This is a genomic window from Pseudomonas rubra (genome assembly GCF_028656935.1).
GTDB classification, from domain to species: Bacteria; Pseudomonadota; Gammaproteobacteria; order Pseudomonadales; family Pseudomonadaceae; genus Aquipseudomonas; species Aquipseudomonas rubra.
The window spans coordinates 1-19,406 of record NZ_JAMDGZ010000051.1; the positions used below are offsets into that span (position 1 = coordinate 1).

The following is a 19,406-nucleotide window of genomic DNA, read 5'->3' on the forward strand; positions in this document are numbered from 1 at the left end:
AAAACAATCTCATTCGACAAAACCATGGTTATACTGGCCAGAAAACTCGCCCGCGTGGCATTCGCCATGATAAAATCAGGACGAATACGTCACCAAGGGCGGAAATTGGCTTGCCCCAAAACCCTAGATCTCCCCCACAGGAGCGGGCCCTTCAACCAAGCCCCGAACACATCAGTAACGGCCCCACCTGATCCTCATCGGTCAGCGCCCCATGGTGCCCCCGCCACTGGCTGGCATGCTTCTCCACCTCGCTGCGAATGATCCCCCCGGCCCCCGTCGGGATCACGATCAAGTCGCCGATCCGCGCTTCGGCCTGACTCAACAGCACATCGCCAAACAGCCCCTTGGCTATCGCCTGCCCCTTGCTCAATACCTGGTAATTATCCCCTAGACGATTCTGCCAACGCTGGTGCACGCGGTCTTGCTGAGACTCGTGGGTATACAGGTAGCGTGCACGGATATCCCCGGCGATCGCGCGAACCCCCTCTTGCAGCGCCAGGTCCTGATCAAAGTCGTGTACCTGCTCGTGGTCCAGCGCCAGCATGCCGTGGTCGGCAATCACCATCAGCCGGGCCTGCCCGGGCAGGTGATGGGCGATGGCCTGGGCCAGTTGGTCGGCAACCTGCAGTTGCTTGATCCAGCCCTCGGAGCCTGGGCCGAACAGGTGCCCGGCAAAGTCCAGGTCGCCAAAATAGGCGAAACAGAACGCCGAGCCAGGCTGCGAAAGTGCCTCATTGACCAGCTGTGGATAAGCGTCATAGGCCGGAGCCGGGAGGATCTTGCCGGCCCTGTAGATCGCCCGGGTGAAATCGGAGCTGGCATAGCGCCCGAGCATCACCGTGCTGACCGCGATGCCCTGCTTAACGGCAAGGCTCCAGGCATCAGCAGGCACGATAAAAGTGTCCGGCAGTGGTGCCACGTTGGGCTGCGCCTCGACCTGCAAAGGCGAAGTGGTCCAGGACAACGGTGACAGCTCAGTCTGCTCATCCAGGGCAAAACCGCAGCCAACGATACCGTGGGCGCCGCAGCCCAGCCCGGAAGCCACCGACGCCAGGCTGGTGGCGGTGGTGGCCGGGAAACCCACCTTGAAGTGGCTGTCCGGCTGCATCAATGAGGCTAGAAACGGTGCATGCCGGGCATGGGCCTGCAGCAGGTTCCAACCCAGGCCATCGATCAGCAACAGGCAGGTACTGCGCGAGTGGTCGAGACGAAAAGCATTGCGAAAGCCATGGCCACCCAGGGCGGCGAAGATCGACTGGGTCAGGTTGGCCAGGCCGGGCCAGGTCTCCCCCAGCGACTGCAGGTCGTTGATCGGCGTTGCCATGTCGCCCTCCATGGGCAGGTGCAAAGCAACAGGTGTAGCACAGGCTGTGCGATCAGCGCACAGAAAACACGCCTGCATCCTCGGCGGTCTTATCGGCGCGGATGTTCGAACACTTCAACGGTTTGGGAGACTGAAAAAAATTCAGCAGGGCAAGCCTGCTCTTACGGACGCCTGCGCTTGCCCCGCGAAAATACTCAGGCCTGCAAGAACCTCAACACCGACTCGCAAATCATCTCCCGATGCCGGTCCTTGACCGCCGTCTCTTCGAAATCCACCTGGAAGATCTCGCCAAAGGTATGCCGGTTCGACACCCGGTAGAAGCAGAAGGAGCTGATCAGCAGGTGCACATCCAGCGCATCCAGCCCCTGGCGGAACACCCCTTCGGCAGCCCCGCGCCTGAGCACTTCATCCAGTGCCGTCAGTACACTCTTGTTCATTGAGCGAATGGCCGACGAGCGTTTCACGTACTCGCCGTGGTGCATGTTCTCGTTGCAGACGATACGCACGAAATCGACGTTGCGATCATGGTGATCGAAGGTGAACTCCACCAGCCGGCGGATCCCCAGGCGCGGCTCGAGCTCGGCAAGATGCAGGTTGCTTTCGGTACTGCGAATATCGCCGTAGAGCTTCTCCAGCACCTCAACGTACAACTGCTCCTTGCTGTTGAAGTAGTAGTAGATCATGCGCTTGGAGGTTTGCGTACGCTCGGCGATCGCATCGACCCGGGCGCCGGCCAGCCCCTGCTGGACGAACTCGCTGATCGCCGCCTGGAGAATGTTCTCGCGGGTCTTTTCCGGGTTGTTTTTGCGGCCCTTTCGCGGCGCCGGTTCAGGGGCTGCGCAAAGTGCTGGGGTAGTCGTCATACGGGACTCATGGCCATCGGTTAACCCGGCAATTATGAGCCCCGGGGGCTGAGTAAGGAAGCTTCGCAGCCTGCCCCCTGCAACATGGTCTGTCCCGGTCCGCCTGCGCGAGCCTTGGCCATGGCCGACATCATCGGCGGGCTTTGCTCATGGCACCATCTCACGGTTCAAAAATCGAAAAACACCGTCTCGCCTTCGCCCTGAATGCGGATATCAAAGCGATACGCCAGCTTGCCATCCACTTCACAGCGGGTCGCCACCAGTGTCTCGCGTCGCTGCGGTTGCTCGATCAGGTTGAGCACCGGGCACCGGGAATTGGCCTGGGCTTCGTCATCGAAGTACAAACGGGTCTGCAGGTGGATGTTGATGCCACGGGCAAACAGGCTGACATTTATATGCGGCGCCATCGGCACGCCGGCGGCGTTAAGCGCCACGCCCGGCTTGATGGTGTGCAGGGTCCACTCACCGGCATCGAAGGTGGTGGCGGTGCGGCCAAAGCTGTTGAACGGCTTTTCCAGATTGAAATCGCTCTGGTATTCACCCTTGTGGTCAGCCTGCCAGAACTCCAGGAACGAATCGCGCACCAGGTGGCCATTGCCGTCATAGACATTGCCAAACACCAGGATGTGTTCACCCGGCGCCTGAGCCTGGGCCATGTGGCTCCAGATCTCCTGGTTACGGGTCGGGTTACCGGCGGCCTCCAGGGCCAGACCGATGTGTACGTAGGGGCCGGCGGTCTGCGAAGGGGTTTCCGGCAGCAGTTCGATAGGCATGGGGCGCCTCCTCAGCAGTTTTCGAAATGGGTTTTGCGCTGCCCGCGCAACACGATGTCAAAGCGATAAGCCAGACAGTCCATGGGATTGGCATTGCTCATGTCCAGGCGGGCGATCAGGCTCTGCACCGCGTCAGGGTTGGCAATCGACTTGACGATCGGGCACATCGGGATCAACGGATCGCCTTCGAAATACAACTGGGTAATCAAGCGCGTGGCAATCGACGGGCCGCTGATCGACACATGGATATGCGCGGGGCGCCAGTCGTTGGGGCCGTTGCGCCAAGGGTATGGGCCCGGCTTGATGGTGCGAAAGCTGTAGCAGCCCTGGCTGTCGGTCAGGGCGCGGCCAACGCCAGCGAAGTTGGGGTCCAGCGGCGCCAGGTAGCGGTCGTTCTTGTGCCGGTAGCGGCCACCGGCGTTGGCTTGCCAGATCTCTACCAGGGTGTGCGGGATCGGCTGGCCGTGCTGGTCGCAGACGCGGCCGGCCAGGACAATTCGCTCACCGATCGGCAGCCCGCCGTTGTTGAAATTGAGCAGCAGGTCATGGTCGTGAGGGCCGAAATTGAGGTGCGAAAAATCCGGTCCGGTGCTTTCGCTGACCGACTGCGCAATGCTCACCAGGGCCTGGCGCGGCGAACGGGCTACAGAGGTCTTGTAGTCGGGGGTGAAGGCTTTCGGATGCCAGTTGCGATCACGGATAGCGAAGCGACTGTTGTCTTGCGCAGACATGCCGTTCTCCTGTCTTGGAATTATTGGAGGGCCTGGGCGTGGCAGGCGAGCAGGCAGTTTCCGGCATGCGAGGCCCGGCGAACACTGAAAAAAACAGCACCACACATAACCAATTGGTTATGGATAGATCAGGAACCTGACAGGCTCCCACGCGGTGAACTAATCTTTGACTTCATGTTTCCAAGCTCCGGAGAGCACTCATGCAATGGCGAAAAGGCAGGCGTAGCGACAATGTGGTCGATGCCCGTGGCGAGGGCGGTGGCGGCATGCGCTTCGGCGGTGGCAAAGGCCTGAGCCTGGGGGCGATCCTGCTGATTGTCGGGATTGGCTGGATCACCGGCCAGGACCCGCTGCAGATCCTCGGCCAACTGACCGGGCAGATGGGCCAGGAACAGTCCGCGCCGGTCAGCCCCGGCAGCACTAAAGCGCCGCCGGCCAATGACGAGCAGGCCGAGTTCGTCCGCTCGATTCTGGGCGACACCGAAGACACCTGGAAAGCCATCTTTGCCCAGGCCGGCCGCCAGTACAAAGACCCCAACCTGATTCTGTTCAGCGGCCAGATCAACTCGGCCTGCGGGTTTGCCTCTTCGGCGGTCGGGCCGTTCTATTGCCCGGCCGACCAGAAGGTCTACCTAGACATGAGCTTCTTCCGCGAAATGGAACAGCGCTTCTCGGCCGCCGGCGATTTTGCCCAGGCTTATGTGATCGCCCACGAAATCGGCCACCATGTGCAAACCCTGCTCGGCGTCTCGGCCAAGGTCCAGGCCGCCCGCCAACGTGGCGAGCGCATGGAGGGCGACAATGGCTTGCTGGTACGCCAGGAGCTGCAGGCCGACTGCCTGGCCGGGGTCTGGGCCTACCAGGCGCAAAAACGCCTGAACTGGCTGGAGCCGGGCGATATCGAAGAAGCCCTGAATGCCGCCAACGCCATCGGTGACGACCGCTTGCAGCAGCAGGGCCAGGGCCGCGTGGTGCCGGATTCGTTTACCCACGGCACCTCGCAACAGCGCCAGCGCTGGTTCAAGACCGGCTTCGCCAAGGGCGATATCAACCAGTGCGACACCTTCAGCGCACGGGCACTCTGACCCGCCTTTCCCGCCGTTTCGCGGCCACCTGAACGCTCAGGATGGCCGCAGAAACGTGCTGTTACTTACCGTTGGTCATTTTTGCTGAAAAAGCGTTTCAGCTCCGGCACAAGCCGCCGATAAACCCTGCTCAGAACATCGGCTGGCCATGAATAACAACAACCTTCCACCGATTCGGATCAAGAAACACAACGTTCCTGGAGGGATTGCATGAATAGCTGGTTTGCCAACATCAGCGTCAACCTGAAACTCGGCCTGGGCTTTGGCCTGGTGCTGTTGCTTACCGGCCTGCTGGCCCTGACCGGCTGGAACAGCATGGGCAGCCTGATCAACCGCAGCAACTGGATGAGCGACATCACCCAGTTGAACGGCGACCTGACCGACCTGCGCATCTCTCGCCTGCAGTACATGTTGACCAATGGCGATGACGCAGCGGCCGGCAATGTCCAGGTCAAGCTCAATGCCTTCAGTGAACAACAGAAAAAGCTGTTGAAGAGTTTCAAGAGCCCCGAGAACATCAAGCTGCTCCAGGACCTGGGGCAGACCATTGGCGAGTACCAGGTGTCGATCAACAAGATGCGCGCCGGTTACAAGACCAGCCTGGCCGCGCGCGACTCGATGAACCAGGCCGCGAGCCGCGCCATCGAGCTGATCGAAGCGATCAACCGCGACGTGCTGGCCCTGCCCGAGGGTGACGCCAGCCGCCTCGCGCAGTTCCGCACCATCACCCAGGCCAAGGAGCAACTGCTGCTGGTCCGCCTGGCCGTGCGCAGCTACATCGCCGACATCAGCAGCGAGACCGAGCAACTGGCCCTGCGCCAGCTCGATACCGCCCTGGCCGAAATCGCCGGCCTGAACAGCCAGCTGCCAGGCGAAGCGACGCGCATCAAACAGTTCGAAAGCGCCGTCATGGCCTACCGTGACGCTGTACGCCAGTTCCGCGACGCCACTGCCGATGTTGCCGTGGCACGTCAGGAAATGACGGTCCAAGGGGCTGACATCGTCAAGACCAGCGATGCCCTGTACCAGATCCAGCTCGAACGTCGTGACGCCGAAAGCGTGCAGGCCCGTAGCCTGCAACTGACCGCCACCCTGCTGGCACTGCTGGTCGGCGTACTGGCAGCGTGGATCATCACCCGGCAGATCACCCGTCCGTTGCGTGAAACCCTGGCGGTGGTCGAGAAGATCGCCGCCGGTGACCTGACTCACAGCCTGCGCGTCACCCGCCGCGACGAACTGGGTGTGCTGCAGCAAGGCATCCAGCGCATGGGCTCGACCCTGCGCGACCTGATCACCGGCATTCGCGACGGCGTCACCCAGATCGCCAGCGCAGCCGAAGAACTGTCGGCCGTCACCGAGCAAACCAGCGCCGGGGTCAACAGCCAGAAAGTTGAAACCGACCAGGTCGCCACCGCCATGCACGAAATGGCCGCGACCGTACAGGAAGTGGCGCGCAACGCTGAGCACGCCTCGCAAGCGGCCACCGACGCCGATAGCCAGGCCCGTGCCGGTGACCAGGTGGTTGCCGAAGCCATCAGCCAGATCGAACGCCTGGCCGAAGAAGTGCATCGTTCCACCGAAGCCATGGGCCAACTGCAGCAGGAAAGCCAGAAAATCGGCAGCGTCATGGACGTGATCAAATCGGTGGCCGAGCAAACCAACCTGCTGGCCCTCAACGCCGCCATTGAAGCAGCCCGTGCCGGTGAAGCCGGGCGTGGTTTTGCCGTGGTCGCCGACGAAGTTCGCGGCCTGGCCCAGCGCACGCAAAAATCCACCGAAGAGATCGAAGTGCTGGTGGCTGGCCTGCAGAGCGGTACCCAGCAGGTCGCCAACGTGATGCTCGGCAGCCGCAACCTGACTGCCAGCAGCGTCGAGCTAACCCGCAAGGCCGGTTCCTCGCTGGAAAACATCACTCGCACGGTGTCGAGCATTCAGTCGATGAACCAGCAGATTGCTGCGGCGGCGGAACAGCAGAGCGCGGTGGCCGAAGAGATCAGCCGCAGCATCATCAATGTGCGCGATGTGTCCGAGCAGACGGCTGCGGCCAGTGACGAGACCGCGGCCTCAAGTGTTGAACTGGCGCGCCTGGGCAACCAGTTGCAGACCATGGTCAGCCACTTCCGCGTCTAAAAGCATCGCGGGGCAAGCCCGCTCCCACACACTTTGTGGGAGCGGGCTTGCCCCGCGATCAATCCAACACCTATTTAACGATCTGCCCCACTCCCCGCCCACGCGGATCGGAAGCGGTTTCCAGCGCCGTGCCATTGACCCGGATGGCCTGGATATCGCCCATCTCCCAACCCTGATCTTCCAGGGTGTAGCCCATCTTCTTCAGTTCTTCAGCAACCTTGCCGTTAAGCGGTGCAAAGGCATCGAAGTAGATCGTGTCCTTGGGCAGCAACTGGTGATGCACGCGCTGCGCAGCCACGGCTTTTTCCAGCGGCAGGTTGTAGTCATACAGGTTGTTCAGCACCTGGAAGATCGAGGTGAAGATCCGCGAACCACCCGGGGTGCCCAGCACCAGGGTGACATTGCCATCGCGGGTCACCAGGCTCGGGCTCATCGACGAGAGCATGCGTTTGCCCGGCTCGATCGCGTTGGCATCGCCACCGACCACACCGAAAGCGTTGGCCACACCTGGCTTGGAACTGAAGTCGTCCATCTCGTCATTGAGCAAGAAGCCTGCGCCCTTGACCACTACGCCACTGCCGTAATCCCAGTTCAGGGTGTAGGTGTTGCTGACCGCGTTACCGTCCTTGTCGACGATGGAGAAGTGCGTGGTCTGGTGCGGCTCAAGGCCCGGGCGGACTTTTTCTGTTTCCGAGATGGCGTTCGGATTGACCTCCTTGGCACGCTTAACGATGTAGTCGGTGGCGGTCAGCTCTTTCACCGGCACCTTGGAGAACGCCGGGTCGCCCAGGTAGTCGGCACGGTCGGCGAACACGCGTTTTTCGATTTCGGCCAGCAGGTGAATGTAGCGCGCCGAGTTCAGCTCGACGCCCTTGAAGTCAGCGGCGCGCGCTTCCTTGATGCCCAGCAGTTGCGCCAGCGCGATGCCGCCCGAGCTCGGCAGCGGCGCGGTATAAACGACGTTGCCGCGCCAGTCGATCTTCATCGGCTCACGCCATACGGCTTTGTAATCCTTGAGGTCGTCCTTGCTGATCAGGCCCTTGTCGGCCTGCATCTGCGCCACCAGAAGGTCGGCGGTCTTGCCCTGGTAGAACTCGCTGACGCCCTTGTCGGCAATGCGCTCCAGGGTCTGCGCCAGCTCTGGCTGCTTGAAGGTCTCGCCGACTTTCATGCTGCCGAAATAGTCGTTGAAGTTGGTGCTGTCCTTGAACAGGCCCAGGGCATCTTCGCGATACTGGTACTGCTTGGAGGCGACCTTGAAGCCATTTTTGGCATAGCCGACCGCCGGGGTCAGCAGTTCGGCCCAGGGCAGCTTGCCAAACTTCTGATGCGCCTCCCACAGCCCCATCACCGTCCCCGGCACGCCGGCGGCGCGAGAGCCGACCAGGCTGAGGTTCTCGATGATCTCGCCCTTGTCGTCCAGGTACATGTTGCGGCTGGCGGCCTTCGGTGCGGTTTCACGGTAGTCGAGGAAGTAAGCCTTGCCGTCGACATAGAGGGTCATGAAACCGCCGCCGCCGATGTTGCCCGCCTCGGGGTAGGTGACCGCCAGGGTGAAGGCGGTGGCCACCGCCGCGTCCACCGCGTTGCCACCCTTTTTGAGGATTTCGGCGGCAACCTGTGCACCATATTGATCAGGGGCGGCGACCGCACCGCCGTCCAGCGTCACCGCGTAAGCCGCGTTACTGGCGAGGATTGCGGCGCCCAGGGCCAGGGATCGGAACATCACAACGCGCATGAGAGCTTCCTTAGTGTTGTTTTCGTTGAACAGCCATTAAGGCTGAAGTCAGACGAGTTATCAAACACCACAGGAAAATTCGCCGCGCATGGACAGAAGTTGTCGCGAATGAAGACCTCAGCAGGCGTAGATCGCCAGCTTCTTCTGAATGAAGTCGAGAAAGCACTGGATACGCAAGGCCAGTTGCGTGTTGCGGTAGTACACCGCATTGATCGGCTGGCGATAACCGCTGTTGTGCTCGGGCAGGATCACCTGCAAGCGCCCGCTGCGGATGTCCTCATGGGTCATGAAGTGCGACAGGCAGACGATGCCCTCGCCGGCCAGAGCCAGTTCGCGCAGGGTTTCCCCACTGGACGCCGACAGGCTCGGGCGGATCAGCAGGCGATCACCTTCGGCATGGCGCAATGGCCAGTGGTTGAGGGTCTCGGTCTGGGTGAAGCCCAGCAGCACGTGCTGCTGCAGGTCTTCGACGCGCTGCACGGCACCGTGACGGGCCAGGTACTCGGGGCTGGCCAGCACGTTCAGCGGGCTGCAGCCCAGCGAACGGGCATGCAGGCTGGAGTCCGCCAGCTCGCCAATGCGGATGGCCACATCGGTGCTTTGCTCGATCAGGTCGATGATCAAGTCGCTGGTGTTGAGCTCAAGCTGGATCTGCGGATACAGCGCGCGAAACTCACCGACCCAGGGCACGATGGCGTGCAGCATGAACGGCAGCGCCGCGTTGATGCGCAGCCGCCCCGACGGCGTCTGGTGGTGCAGCGACAGATGCTCTTCGAGCTCGTCCATTTGCTGCAGGATCGACTTGGCCCGCTCGAAGAAGAACCGCCCTTCTTCGGTCAGGTCCATGCGCCGGGTGGTACGGTTGATCAGGGTGGTGCCCAGCTTGGCCTCCAGGCGCGACAAGGTCCGGCTGATTGCCGAAGGCGTCTGCCCGCCCTGCTCGGCGGCTGCGGAAATCGAGCCAAACTCGATCACCGAGACGAACACCTGCAATTCATCGGACCTGGCTTTCACGGCGATACCCCGGGGTTGGCGACAGCCGTGATAGATAGCCGCTTGCCGCGGCCAGCGCAAGGCTTGATCAGGCTTGCGTCTGGAAAACCTCAGCCAGATGCTGCTCGTAAGCGGCCACAGCGGCTTCGACGTTGGGGCGCTTCATCACATCCACGGCAAGGTAAGTCGGCAGGCCGCTCATGCCCAGGAACTGGTTGGCCTTGTGGAACGGGAAGTACACCGCGTCCACGCCCTTGCCTTCGAAGAAATCGCTGGGGTCATCGAAGGCCTGCTGCGGTGCGTTCCAGGTCAACGACAGCATGTACTGCTTGCCCTGGATCAGGCCGCCGCTGCCGTATTTTTGCGAAGCATCGGAGCGGGTACGGCCGTCGTTGGCATAGAGGCTGCCGTGGCCGGCGGTGAAGACTTCATCCAGGTACTGCTTGACGGTCCACGGCGCGCCCATCCACCAGCCAGGCATCTGGTAAATGATCACGTCGGCCCAGAGGAACTTCTGCACTTCTTCGGCATTGTCGTAGCCGCCGTCGATGTAAGTGCTCTGCACATCGAAACCGGCACGATCAAGGAAGGCCAGCGCAGCTTCGTGCAGGGTCTCGTTCAGGCGGCCATCGGAATGGGCGAACTTCTTGCCACCGTTGAGCAACAGGACTTTTTTCATGGGGTGCCTCATCTGTGTTCGATCAGGGGCAGGCAAGCCTGTGACCGAGTGAATTTGATGGCGGCAGGTTAGAGGTCGATCTCGCGGGGAAACAGCCGTGATCGGGCAAAATACATTTGACCAAAAAGCACGAATCCAATGTTTATTGTTGCAATAGAATCGTTTCACCCCTTCCTTTCAGAGGCCTCTGCATGAGCGAGCAATACGGTTTCATCCTCAAAGCCAAGACCCGCCCGGAAATGTCCGAAGCCTTCGAAGCGCTGTTTCGCGCCTATGTCGAGCCAAGCCGGCAGGAACCGGGCTGCATCGAATACCACATGCTGCGTGACCAGCAGGACCCGAGCCTGTTCGTGTTCTATGAGGTCTGGGCCAGCAAAGCCGCGCTGGAGCTGCACTCAGCCCTGCCGCACATGGCGGCGTTCTTCGACAAGCGCATGGACTACCTGGAGCGCGACTTCGATATCCAGCTGATCGACATGCTCAGCGCCTCCTCGGCTAGCCGTTGAGCAACAGGTGTACGCCACAAGGTTTGTAGCGCTCTTGAGACCGAGCGCCACGCCGGCTCCCACATTTGTTGCAACGTGCCATGATCTGTGAGCGGCGTTGTTCGCCTCGGCGCAAGGCGAGATAATGTGTAAAGGCCGTACCCATTTTCAGTTACCGGGGTGCGCCATAATGAGTGCTTTGGGCAAAACCCAGAGTGGAAGCGATCTTGCCTCGGCACACACTCACGCCTTGCACCAAGGCTGACAACGCCGAACCTACAGGCCATGGCACGTTGCAACAAATGTGGGAGCGGGCCTTGCCCCGCGATGCGCCGCGCGGGCGGCGCTCGGTCTCAAGGGCGCTACAAACCTTGCGGCGTACACCTGGCAGACTTTATCCCATCTCAACCCTTGCGTCTTTTCGCCATCACCCAATCGAGAGATGTGTCGATACCTGTACCGCGATGAGGCCTTGCTCGAATGCCTGTATACCACTGCTATTGCTCCGACAGGGGCAATCCACCGACAATCTCCCCCGCGCACCTAGCGGTTGCTGCACTGATCGCCAACCGAGTCGTAAAGGGAGTTTCACCGTGCCGTCGATCTACCAGCTCAAACCCCGTTTCCAGGCCTTGCTGCGCCCGACGGTCGAGCGCCTGTTCCAACGCGGCGTCACCGCCAACCAGGTAACCTTGAGCGCTGCTGTGGTGTCTGTGTTGCTCGGCCTGTTGCTGGCCTGGCTGCCGCAAGTCACCTGGCTGTTTGCCCTGGTGCCGGTATGGATGCTGTTGCGCATGGCCCTCAATGCCATCGACGGTATGCTCGCTCGCGAATTCGGCCAGCAATCCAAGCTCGGTGCCTACTACAACGAACTCTGCGACCTGATCGCCGACAGCGCCCTGTACCTGCCCTTCGCGTTGCTGCCGGGCGTGTCGTCGGCGCTGGTAGTGATCGTCGTGCTGGCAGCGCTGATCAGCGAATACGCCGGGGTCATGGGCCCGCTGGTCGGCGCCGAACGCCGCTACGATGGGCCCATGGGCAAAAGCGACCGGGCCTTTGCCTTCGGCGTGCTCGGCGCCGGCGTTGCCTGCGGCCTGTTGCCGGCCAGCTGGATCAACGGCGTGCTGCTGGTGATCTTGCTGCTCTCGCTCTATACCCTCTACAACCGGGTCAGCCGCGGTCTGGCGCAAACCCACTGAAGCTCTTTGTGCCAGATAAGGATATTTGCCATGCGCAACGCGCAATCGCTGCACTTCACCACCCACGACGGCGTCGAACTGCATTACCGCCACTGGCCCGCTGACATTGCTGACGACCAGCCGCGCCGCGCCGTGGTGCTGTTTCACCGCGGCCACGAACACGGTGGGCGCATGGCCCACCTGGCCGATGAACTGCAATTGCCCGACCACGATTTCTTCGCCTGGGACGCCCGTGGCCACGGCCAGTCGCCTGGGGCCCGTGGCGACAGCCCGAGCTTTGCCTGCAGCGTGCGCGACGTGCAGACCTTCATCGAACATATCGCCCGCGAGCACGGCATCGCCGAAGAGGACATGGCGGTGCTGGCGCAAAGCGTCGGCGCTGTGCTGATCGCCACCTGGGCCCACGACTACGCGCCCAAGGTACGCTGCCTGGTACTGGCCTCGCCGGCCTTCAAGGTCAAGCTCTACGTACCCTTCGCCCGCCCGGGGCTGAAGCTGATGCGCGCCTGGCGCGGCAACTTCTTCGTCAACAGCTACGTCAAGCCGCGCCTGCTCAGCCACGACCCCGAGCGCATCGCCTCGTATGAAAGCGACCCGCTGATCAGCCGGCCGATTTCAGTGACCATGCTGCTTGGCCTGTATGAAGCCGCCGACCGCGTGGTAGCCGATGCCCAGGCGATCCAGGTGCCAACCCAGTTGCTGATTTCCGGCGCCGATTTCGTGGTCAAGCGCAAACCCCAGGAGCAGTTCTTCGAACGCCTGGGCAGCGCGCTCAAGGAGAAGCACATCCTCCCTGGGTTCTTCCACGACACCCTGGGCGAGCGTGACCGCAGCCATGCCCTGGCACGGATCCACCGCTTTATCGAGCACTGCTTCAGCCTGGCGCCGCAGCGCCCTTCGCTACTCGCTGCCGACCAACTGGGCGCCAGCTGCGCCGAGGCCGAAAGCCTGGCCGCGCCGCTGCCGCGCAACTCGCCGGCCGACCTCTACTGGCGCGCCACCCGCGCCAGCCTGCGCCTGGGCAAAGGTTTGTCGGACGGGGTCAAGCTGGGCTTTGACACCGGCTTCGATTCCGGCAGCACCCTGGACTACATCTACCGCAACCAGCCCACCGGCAAAGGTGCGATCGGGCGCATGATCGACCAGAACTACCTCAACGCCATCGGTTGGCGCGGCATCCGCCAGCGCAAGTTGCACGTCGAAGAACTGCTGCGCCTGGCCATCGAACGCCTGCGCGAACAAGGCAAGCCGGTGGATATCGTCGACATCGCTGCCGGCCATGGCCGCTACATCCTCGAAGCGCTGCAGGGCCTTGAGCGCAAGCCGGAGTCGATCCTGTTGCGCGATTACAGCGAACTCAATGTTCAGCAAGGCAGCGCGCTGATCGCCGAAAAAGGCCTGGCGGACATTGCCCGCTTCGTCCAGGGCGATGCCTTCGATGCGCAAAGCCTGGCCAGCCTTGACCCACGCCCAACCTTGGCAGTGGTCTCGGGCCTGTATGAACTGTTCGCCAGCAACCAGATGGTTGGCGACTCCCTGGGCGGTCTGGCCCAGGCCGTGGAGCCCGGCGGTTACCTGGTGTACACCGGCCAACCCTGGCACCCGCAGTTGGAGATGATCGCCCGCGCTTTGACCAGCCACCGCGCAGGCCAGGCCTGGGTGATGCGTCGGCGCAGCCAGGTGGAGATGGATCAACTGGTGGAGGCGGCCGGCTTTCGCAAGGTCTGCCAGCGTATCGATGAGTGGGGCATCTTCAGCGTCAGCCTGGCCCTGCGGGTCGCTTGATGAGTACTGCCCGCGAGCCGGGACTGATCAAGCGCGGGGTGCTCTGGCTGCTGTTGCTCGGCCCGCTGTTCTTCCTCAGTTACGGCCTGACCAACACCTACACGGCCGGGCGCAGCGACGTCGGCAGCCTGGTGTTCGCCTGGGAAGGCAACATCCCGCTGTGGCCCTGGACCATCATCCCCTACTGGTCAATCGACCTGCTCTACGGTTTGTCGTTCCTGCTGCCCCTCAATCGCCGGGAGATGGACCGCCATGCCCTGCGCCTGCTCAGCGCCCAGCTCATCTGCATCCTCGGTTTTCTGCTCTGGCCGCTGCGCTTCACCGTCGAACGGCCAGCGCTGGACGGCCTGTTCGGCTGGCTGTTCGATGTGCTGATGGGGTTTGACAAGCCGTTCAACCAGGCGCCGTCTCTGCACATCGCCTTGCTGGTAATCATCTGGGCGATGTTTGCCCGGCATATCCACGCAAGGCTGCCGCGCTTGCTGGTGCATGGCTGGATGGCGCTGATCGGCGTGTCGGTGCTGACCACCTGGCAACATCACTTTATCGACCTGCCCAGCGGCGCGCTGGTGGGGGTGCTGTGTTGCTGGCTGTGGCCGGTTGCGGGTCAGCCGGTACTGCGCCCGATGCAACTTGTCCGCGACCCGCAGCGCTGGCGCCTGGCCCTGCGCTACGGTGCCGGGGCGACATTGCTGGCCGGCCTGGCGCTGTACCTGGGCGGCGTTGCCCTGTGGTTGATGTGGCCGGCGGTGGCACTGCTGCTGGTAGCACTCAACTATGCACAGCTGGGCGTCGAAGGCTTCCAGAAAGGTGCCGACGGCCAGTTGTCGTTCGCCGTGCGCTGGCTATTGGCGCCTTACCTGGTGGGGGCCTGGCTCAACTCGCGCGGGTGGACGCGGCGGCGTCCGCAAGCCGATGAAGTGTGCGATGGCGTGTACCTGGGGCGGATTCCAGGCAAGGGTGAAGCCGCGCACTTCGCCGCCATTGTCGATCTGTGCGCCGAACTGCCCGCCGCGGTTGCCCCTGGCCATGCCTATTGCGCCCTGCCCAGCCTCGACCTGGTCGTGCCCACAGCCGAGCGCTGCCGGGAAGCGGCGCTGGCGATCGAGCAACTGCGTGCCCAGGGCCCGGTACTGGTCTGCTGCGCCCTCGGCTATTCGCGCAGCGCCAGCGCCGTGGCCGCCTGGCTGGTGCTCAGCGGGCGCTGCGCCAACGCCGCACAAGCGCAGCAACGCATCAGCCAGGCACGCCCCGGGGTAGTCCTGCATGCGCAGCACCTGCAGGTCATCGAACGCCTGCAAACGGAGCCTTGCCAATGAGCGGCGCAATCCACCTGGCCCTGGTCGCCAGGCTGCTCAAGCGCGGGCGCCAGGTCGAGCGCCTGGCCGACGGAATGAGCCTGTTGGCGGTGTTTTTTGGCTTGGCGGCGCCATTGCTCGGTGTGCCCGCATCGTGGTTCAGCGCCGTGCTGTGCAGCCTGTTGCTGCTGGCAGGTTTGCTGCAGAAGTTCTTCGCTGTGCGCGTGGCGCTGGACGCCGAGCTGTTTGCCCACCTGGCCGCCCGCAACGATCAACTCACGCAACACACCCAGGCCCTGGACCAGTCGTTGTTCGCCCTGGGTCTCAAGGCCAATCCGGTCGATGACCGCGACTGGCAGGCACGTAGTCTGGCCGCCATGGGCCTGCTGCGCAAACAACTGCTGTGTTTTGCCGCGCAGGCCGTGCTGGCACTCACTAGCATCCTGCTTTTTCCCTTGCTCAACCTTGTCGGATAAGGACCTTGCCCATGCTTGCTGCCCTAACCGCCTTTGCCATCACCTCGGTCGCGCGCCTGATCACCGGCGCCCGCGCCTTGTGGCTGGGCTGCACGCCGCAACCGGTGCAACGGCTGTATTACGCCAACCACAGCAGTCACGGCGACTTCGTGCTGATCTGGGCGTCGCTGCCCCAGCCCCTGCGCCAGCACACCCGGCCGGTGGCCGGTGCCGATTACTGGCAAAAGCCGGGCATTCGCCAGTTCCTGATCAAGCGGGTATTCAATGGCGTGCTGATCGATCGCCAGCACAGCGACGCCCAGAGCCATCCCTTGCAACCGATCCAGGATGCCCTGGCCCAGGGCGATTCGCTGATCTTCTTCCCTGAAGGCACCCGCAACCTCAGCGACGAGCCGTTGCTGGCATTCAAGAGCGGCCTGTTTCACCTGGCCAGTGCCCACCCGCAGGTCGAGGTGATTCCGGTGTGGATCGCCAACCTCAACCGGGTCATGCCCAAGGGCCGCGCCCTGCCTTTGCCGCTGCTGTGCACCTTGAGTTTTGGCGAGCCCCTGCAACTGCTGGCAGACGAAAGCAAGCACGCGTTTCTCGACCGGGCCCGCCAGGCCCTGTTGGCCCTGGCCCCGAAGGAATCCTGAGATGGACAACAACACCCTTTCGCTGTTCGCCGGCATCGGCGGTTTGCTGCTGCTCGCCAGCCTGATCGGCCGCCTGCTCAAATGGCGCGCAGGCCCGGCGCCCCACGCGGTGATCGACAACCTCAATGCGCGGATCAACGCCTGGTGGGTGATGGTCCTGGTCATCGGTTTGGCCTTCCTGTTCGGCAAGCTGGGGGTGATCCTGCTGTTCTACTGCGTGTCGTTCTACGCCCTGCGCGAGTTCCTGACCCTGACCCCGACCCGGCGCAGCGACTACCCGGCCCTGGTAGCGGCGTTCTATGTCGCCCTGCCGGTGCAATACCTGTTGATCGCCATGGACTGGTACGGGCTGTTCAGCATTTTCATTCCGGTCTACCTGTTCCTGCTGCTGCCGATCCTCGCCAGCTTCGGCGGCGACACCACGCGCTTTCTCGAGCGTGCCTCGAAGGTGCAATGGGGGCTGATGATCGCGGTCTACTGCCTGTCTTCGGTACCGGCGCTGATGACCCTGGATATTCCCGGCTACGAAGGCCGAAACTTGCTGCTGATCGCCTGGCTGATCCTCGTGGTGCAGATCTCCGACGTGCTGCAGTATGTCTGCGGCAAGCTGTTCGGCAAACACAAGGTGGCGCCAAAACTGTCGCCGTCAAAGACCGTCGAAGGCCTGGTCGGCGGCGTGGCCCTGGCCACGTTGATTGGCGCCACCTTGTGCTGGATCACCCCGTTCAGCTTCTGGCAGGCGGCGCTGATGGCCCTGACCGTCAACCTCATGGGCTTTGCCGGCGGCCTGGTAATGTCAGCGATCAAGCGCGATCGTGGGGTCAAGGACTGGGGTCACATGATCGAAGGCCATGGCGGCATGCTCGACCGCATGGACTCGGTGTGCTTCGCCGCGCCAGTGTTCTTCCACTTCGTACGCTACTGGTGGGTCTGAGCGTCAGACCAACAAGTCGTAGGACAGCTTGCCGATCAGGATCAGCAACAGCACCAGGAACAGCGCACGCACAAATGGCACGCCCTTGTGCACCGCCAGCCAGGTGCCGGTCAACGCGCCGAGGATATTGAAGGCGGCCATGGGAATGGCAATCAGGTAAAGGACGTTGCCAGTAGGGATGAAAAACAGCAGTGCGGCGATGTTGGTGGCAATGTTCACCAGTTTCGCCGACGCCGACGCGTGCAGAAAGTCGAAGGCGAAGCAGCGGATGAACAGGAAGATCAGAAAGCTGCCAGTACCGGGCCCGAACAGGCCGTCGTAGAAGCCGATGGCACCACCAATGACGATCGCCAGCAGCTTCTCGCGGGTGCCGATACGCATCGGTTTGTGCAAGGCACCGAAGTCCTTTTTGCAGAAGGTGTAGATCGCCATCAGCACGATCAGCACCAGCACCGCCGGGCGCATCAACCCTTGCGGCACCAGCGATACCGTCGCGGCGCCGACGAAGGCCATGGCAAAGGCGGCACAGGCCGCCGGGATCACCAGCCCCCAGTCGATCACCACCTTGCGCACGAACGAGCGGGCGGCAAACGCCGTGCCGCAGGCTGAAGCAACTTTGTTGGTGCCCAGCAACGCCGCAGGTGGCGACGCAGGCAACACGTTGAACAACGCCGGAATCTGGATCAGCCCGCCACCGCCAACTGCCGCATCGATCAGGCCGGCAGCAAAGGCAAACACGCAAAGGATGACAATATCGACCATGGTTTCAGGCTCTGGCAGTAAAGAACGGGCGCGCCAAGGTTAACCAACGGTCGATTTTTGTGTTGCAATGCCATATTGCAAAAACTGCAACGAGGTGGTGCATGGCCCTGGATATGCTGGCAGAACTGGAAGTGTTCGCCATGGTTGCCCGCAAGCGCAGCTTCGTCGCCGCGGCACGCGCCCTGGGGCGCTCGCCCAGCGCTGTGACCCGTGCCTTGCAAGCCCTGGAAGAAAACGCCGGGGCCAAGCTGTGCAATCGCTCGGCCAATGCCGTGAGCCTGACCGAAGCGGGTGAGCGTTTGCTGCCCTACGCCTACAAAATGCTCGATCTGCAACGTGAGGCCGACGAAGAACTGGCCGGGCTCAGCGGCCTGGCGTCTGGCTGGGTGCGTTTTTCCGCCCCCGAATCGCTCGCGCCGGTATTGCCCGGCTTGATTGCGCAGTATGGCGAACGCTACCCGCAGGTAAACGTCGATGTGATCTTCAGCGACGAGCCGATCGACCCGGCCAACAGCAAGCTGGACTTCTCGATTCGGGGCGCCTTTGCCCAGGACAGCGAGCTGATCGGCTACCCGCTGTGGCGCTACTCACGCTCGCTGTATGCCAGCCCCAGCTATCTGCAACGGCACGGCACGCCTACGTCAATCGAGGCACTGGAGGCGCATGCGCTGATCCTGCACACCGCGCCGCGCATTCTCAAAGAGTGGCAGTTTCGCAGCGCCGAACAAGCGGTAAGCCTGCGGGTCCACCCCAAGTTTCGCTTCAGCTCCGGGGTCGCGGTGTTCCAGGCAGCCCTGGCAGGTGTCGGTATCGCTCGCCTGGCCGACTGGCTGGCCGAACCCGAGGTGCAGGCCGGGCGCCTGCAGCGGGTCTGCCCCGAGTATCGCCTGACCGCCAGCAACGGCGACAGCCCGCAAATGCATGCGGTGTACCCGGCCGGCACTCTGCCGCAACGGGTCAAGGCGCTGCTGGAGGTGATCCGCAGCTTTGGCGACAGCCTCGATCGATAACTGCGGATGTGCGCTCCCAGACACCAAAAGGTCGAGACCAGACATCTGCCCGGCGCCGATCCCACCTATGGTGATGGACCTTTGAGCAAACCTCTGGAGCCTGGAATGTCCGATTTCATCACTGTGCTGCGCGAGACCTGCCCCACCCCCGTGCTGGATGCAACCAAGTGGCAACGCATCGGCGGCGACCCGCACACGGTCAACCTCAATGCCTATGTGTCGGCCGATGGCAGCAAGATCATGGGCACCTGGATCTGCACGCCGGGCAAGTTCCAGGTCAATTACGAGAAGTGGGAGTATTGCCACTTTCTGGATGGCTACTGCGTGATTACCCCGGAGGGTGAGCCAGCGGTACACCTGAAAGCGGGTGACGTGTTCGTCATCGAACCGGGGATGAAGGGCACCTGGGAGGTGGTGGAGACGGTGCGCAAGTACTTCGTTTTTGCCTGATATCGGGGCTGCCTTGGCAGCCCATCGCTGGCAAGGCCAGCTCCCACAGAGTGATG

At 62.5% G+C, this 19,406-nt stretch carries 19 protein-coding genes and 1 pseudogene; 12 read left to right on the forward strand and 8 right to left on the reverse strand.

Translation table 11 applies throughout. The annotated features are described in order from the left end of the window. Positions 1-151: 151 nt before the first annotated feature. The 4 genes from M5G17_RS21970 to pcaH form a co-directional block, all read right to left on the reverse strand. Positions 152-1,324: an alkaline phosphatase family protein gene (locus M5G17_RS21970; protein WP_273894979.1), complete on the reverse strand. Its 1,173-nt coding sequence runs from the start codon at positions 1,322-1,324 to the stop codon at positions 152-154. Between the two features lie 194 nt (positions 1,325-1,518). Continuing rightward, entirely contained in the window at positions 1,519-2,187 is a 669-nt protein-coding gene (locus tag M5G17_RS21975; protein ID WP_273894980.1) for a TetR/AcrR family transcriptional regulator, read from the reverse strand. 167 nt (positions 2,188-2,354) lie between these two features. Further along, positions 2,355-2,960 carry a protocatechuate 3,4-dioxygenase subunit alpha gene (gene pcaG / locus M5G17_RS21980; RefSeq protein ID WP_273894981.1) on the reverse strand — a complete coding sequence of 202 codons (606 nt, stop codon included), beginning with the start codon at positions 2,958-2,960 and terminating at the stop codon, positions 2,355-2,357. 11 nt (positions 2,961-2,971) lie between these two features. Next, entirely contained in the window at positions 2,972-3,691 is a 720-nt protein-coding gene (pcaH, locus tag M5G17_RS21985) for a protocatechuate 3,4-dioxygenase subunit beta (protein ID WP_273894982.1), read from the reverse strand. Between the two features lie 200 nt (positions 3,692-3,891). On the opposite strand from pcaH, the gene ypfJ reads away from it, so the two are divergent. The 3 genes and pseudogenes from ypfJ to M5G17_RS27715 all read left to right on the forward strand — a co-directional run bounded on the left by ypfJ (position 3,892) and on the right by M5G17_RS27715 (position 6,906). Then, positions 3,892-4,776, forward strand: coding sequence for a KPN_02809 family neutral zinc metallopeptidase (gene ypfJ / locus M5G17_RS21990; protein ID WP_273894983.1), 885 nt, complete (start codon positions 3,892-3,894; stop codon positions 4,774-4,776). Positions 4,777-5,121: 345 nt separating this feature from the next. Next, a pseudogene (locus M5G17_RS27710) lies at positions 5,122-6,051 on the forward strand (methyl-accepting chemotaxis protein); the annotation flags it as partial. 141 nt (positions 6,052-6,192) lie between these two features. After that, positions 6,193-6,906 (forward strand): methyl-accepting chemotaxis protein, encoded by a 714-nt coding sequence (locus M5G17_RS27715; protein ID WP_420793615.1) that lies wholly within the window; start codon positions 6,193-6,195, stop codon positions 6,904-6,906. Positions 6,907-6,976: 70 nt separating this feature from the next. Here the strand turns inward: M5G17_RS27715 and ggt are convergent, their stop codons facing one another. The 3 genes from ggt to mdaB all read right to left on the reverse strand — a co-directional run bounded on the left by ggt (position 6,977) and on the right by mdaB (position 10,316). Next, positions 6,977-8,644, reverse strand: a complete 1,668-nt coding sequence (gene ggt / locus M5G17_RS22000) for a gamma-glutamyltransferase (protein WP_273894985.1) — start codon at positions 8,642-8,644, stop codon at positions 6,977-6,979. Positions 8,645-8,761: 117 nt separating this feature from the next. Further along, complete coding sequence (locus tag M5G17_RS22005; RefSeq protein ID WP_273894986.1) at positions 8,762-9,658, reverse strand: LysR family transcriptional regulator; 897 nt, start codon at positions 9,656-9,658, stop codon at positions 8,762-8,764. 67 nt (positions 9,659-9,725) lie between these two features. Further along, positions 9,726-10,316 carry an NADPH:quinone oxidoreductase MdaB gene (mdaB, locus tag M5G17_RS22010; RefSeq protein WP_273894987.1) on the reverse strand — a complete coding sequence of 197 codons (591 nt, stop codon included), beginning with the start codon at positions 10,314-10,316 and terminating at the stop codon, positions 9,726-9,728. 191 nt (positions 10,317-10,507) lie between these two features. Between mdaB and M5G17_RS22015 the strand changes: the two genes are divergently transcribed. From M5G17_RS22015 to M5G17_RS22045, 7 genes are all read left to right on the forward strand, one after another. Continuing rightward, the gene (locus tag M5G17_RS22015; RefSeq protein WP_273894988.1) at positions 10,508-10,822 is read left to right on the forward strand and encodes a putative quinol monooxygenase; all 315 of its coding nucleotides are present in this window, start codon (positions 10,508-10,510) and stop codon (positions 10,820-10,822) included. Positions 10,823-11,394: 572 nt separating this feature from the next. After that, positions 11,395-12,000, forward strand: a complete 606-nt coding sequence (locus M5G17_RS22020; protein ID WP_273894989.1) for a CDP-alcohol phosphatidyltransferase family protein — start codon at positions 11,395-11,397, stop codon at positions 11,998-12,000. A 30-nt stretch (positions 12,001-12,030) separates the two neighbouring features. Beyond that, positions 12,031-13,785 carry a bifunctional alpha/beta hydrolase/class I SAM-dependent methyltransferase gene (locus tag M5G17_RS22025; protein ID WP_273894990.1) on the forward strand — a complete coding sequence of 585 codons (1,755 nt, stop codon included), beginning with the start codon at positions 12,031-12,033 and terminating at the stop codon, positions 13,783-13,785. Next, positions 13,785-15,104 carry a phosphatase PAP2/dual specificity phosphatase family protein gene (locus M5G17_RS22030; RefSeq protein WP_273894991.1) on the forward strand — a complete coding sequence of 440 codons (1,320 nt, stop codon included), beginning with the start codon at positions 13,785-13,787 and terminating at the stop codon, positions 15,102-15,104. Before M5G17_RS22025 ends, M5G17_RS22030 begins: the two co-directional genes overlap by 1 nt. Continuing rightward, a complete protein-coding gene (locus M5G17_RS22035; RefSeq protein ID WP_273894992.1) occupies positions 15,101-15,559 on the forward strand; it encodes a hypothetical protein in 459 nt (152 codons plus the stop codon). Before M5G17_RS22030 ends, M5G17_RS22035 begins: the two co-directional genes overlap by 4 nt. An 11-nt stretch (positions 15,560-15,570) precedes the next feature. Continuing rightward, positions 15,571-16,194, forward strand: coding sequence for a lysophospholipid acyltransferase family protein (locus tag M5G17_RS22040; RefSeq protein ID WP_130263002.1), 624 nt, complete (start codon positions 15,571-15,573; stop codon positions 16,192-16,194). 1 nt (position 16,195) lies between these two features. Continuing rightward, on the forward strand, positions 16,196-17,128 hold the full coding sequence (locus M5G17_RS22045) for a phosphatidate cytidylyltransferase (RefSeq protein WP_130263001.1): 933 nt from the start codon (positions 16,196-16,198) through the stop codon (positions 17,126-17,128). A gap of 3 nt (positions 17,129-17,131) precedes the next feature. Here M5G17_RS22045 and M5G17_RS22050 read toward each other — a convergent pair whose 3' ends face one another. Continuing rightward, complete coding sequence (locus M5G17_RS22050; protein WP_273894993.1) at positions 17,132-17,890, reverse strand: sulfite exporter TauE/SafE family protein; 759 nt, start codon at positions 17,888-17,890, stop codon at positions 17,132-17,134. Positions 17,891-17,991: 101 nt separating this feature from the next. Here M5G17_RS22050 and M5G17_RS22055 point away from each other — a divergent pair, with 101 nt between their 5' ends. Together M5G17_RS22055 and M5G17_RS22060 are read left to right on the forward strand one after the other, a co-directional pair. Next, positions 17,992-18,900: a LysR family transcriptional regulator gene (locus M5G17_RS22055; protein ID WP_273894994.1), complete on the forward strand. Its 909-nt coding sequence runs from the start codon at positions 17,992-17,994 to the stop codon at positions 18,898-18,900. 105 nt (positions 18,901-19,005) lie between these two features. Further along, complete coding sequence (locus tag M5G17_RS22060) at positions 19,006-19,350, forward strand: cupin domain-containing protein (RefSeq protein ID WP_273894995.1); 345 nt, start codon at positions 19,006-19,008, stop codon at positions 19,348-19,350. Positions 19,351-19,406 lie beyond the last annotated feature (56 nt).

Excerpts from the sequence above, each read along its gene's own strand:
- ypfJ (WP_273894983.1), top strand. The coding sequence starts at position 3,892 with ATGCAATGGCGAAAAGGCAGGCGTAGCGACAATGTGGTCGATGCCCGT.
- M5G17_RS27715 (WP_420793615.1), top strand. The coding sequence starts at position 6,193 with ATGCACGAAATGGCCGCGACCGTACAGGAAGTGGCGCGCAACGCTGAG.
- M5G17_RS22015 (WP_273894988.1), top strand. The coding sequence starts at position 10,508 with ATGAGCGAGCAATACGGTTTCATCCTCAAAGCCAAGACCCGCCCGGAA.
- M5G17_RS22060 (WP_273894995.1), top strand. The coding sequence starts at position 19,006 with ATGTCCGATTTCATCACTGTGCTGCGCGAGACCTGCCCCACCCCCGTG.
- M5G17_RS22025 (WP_273894990.1), top strand. The coding sequence starts at position 12,031 with ATGCGCAACGCGCAATCGCTGCACTTCACCACCCACGACGGCGTCGAA.
- pcaG (WP_273894981.1), bottom strand. The coding sequence starts at position 2,960 with ATGCCTATCGAACTGCTGCCGGAAACCCCTTCGCAGACCGCCGGCCCC.
- M5G17_RS21970 (WP_273894979.1), bottom strand. The coding sequence starts at position 1,324 with ATGGCAACGCCGATCAACGACCTGCAGTCGCTGGGGGAGACCTGGCCC.
- mdaB (WP_273894987.1), bottom strand. The coding sequence starts at position 10,316 with ATGAAAAAAGTCCTGTTGCTCAACGGTGGCAAGAAGTTCGCCCATTCC.
- M5G17_RS22055 (WP_273894994.1), top strand. The coding sequence starts at position 17,992 with ATGGCCCTGGATATGCTGGCAGAACTGGAAGTGTTCGCCATGGTTGCC.
- M5G17_RS22030 (WP_273894991.1), top strand. The coding sequence starts at position 13,785 with ATGAGTACTGCCCGCGAGCCGGGACTGATCAAGCGCGGGGTGCTCTGG.
- M5G17_RS22035 (WP_273894992.1), top strand. The coding sequence starts at position 15,101 with ATGAGCGGCGCAATCCACCTGGCCCTGGTCGCCAGGCTGCTCAAGCGC.
- M5G17_RS22050 (WP_273894993.1), bottom strand. The coding sequence starts at position 17,890 with ATGGTCGATATTGTCATCCTTTGCGTGTTTGCCTTTGCTGCCGGCCTG.
- M5G17_RS22040 (WP_130263002.1), top strand. The coding sequence starts at position 15,571 with ATGCTTGCTGCCCTAACCGCCTTTGCCATCACCTCGGTCGCGCGCCTG.
- ggt (WP_273894985.1), bottom strand. The coding sequence starts at position 8,644 with ATGCGCGTTGTGATGTTCCGATCCCTGGCCCTGGGCGCCGCAATCCTC.
- pcaH (WP_273894982.1), bottom strand. The coding sequence starts at position 3,691 with ATGTCTGCGCAAGACAACAGTCGCTTCGCTATCCGTGATCGCAACTGG.
- M5G17_RS21975 (WP_273894980.1), bottom strand. The coding sequence starts at position 2,187 with ATGACGACTACCCCAGCACTTTGCGCAGCCCCTGAACCGGCGCCGCGA.
- M5G17_RS22045 (WP_130263001.1), top strand. The coding sequence starts at position 16,196 with ATGGACAACAACACCCTTTCGCTGTTCGCCGGCATCGGCGGTTTGCTG.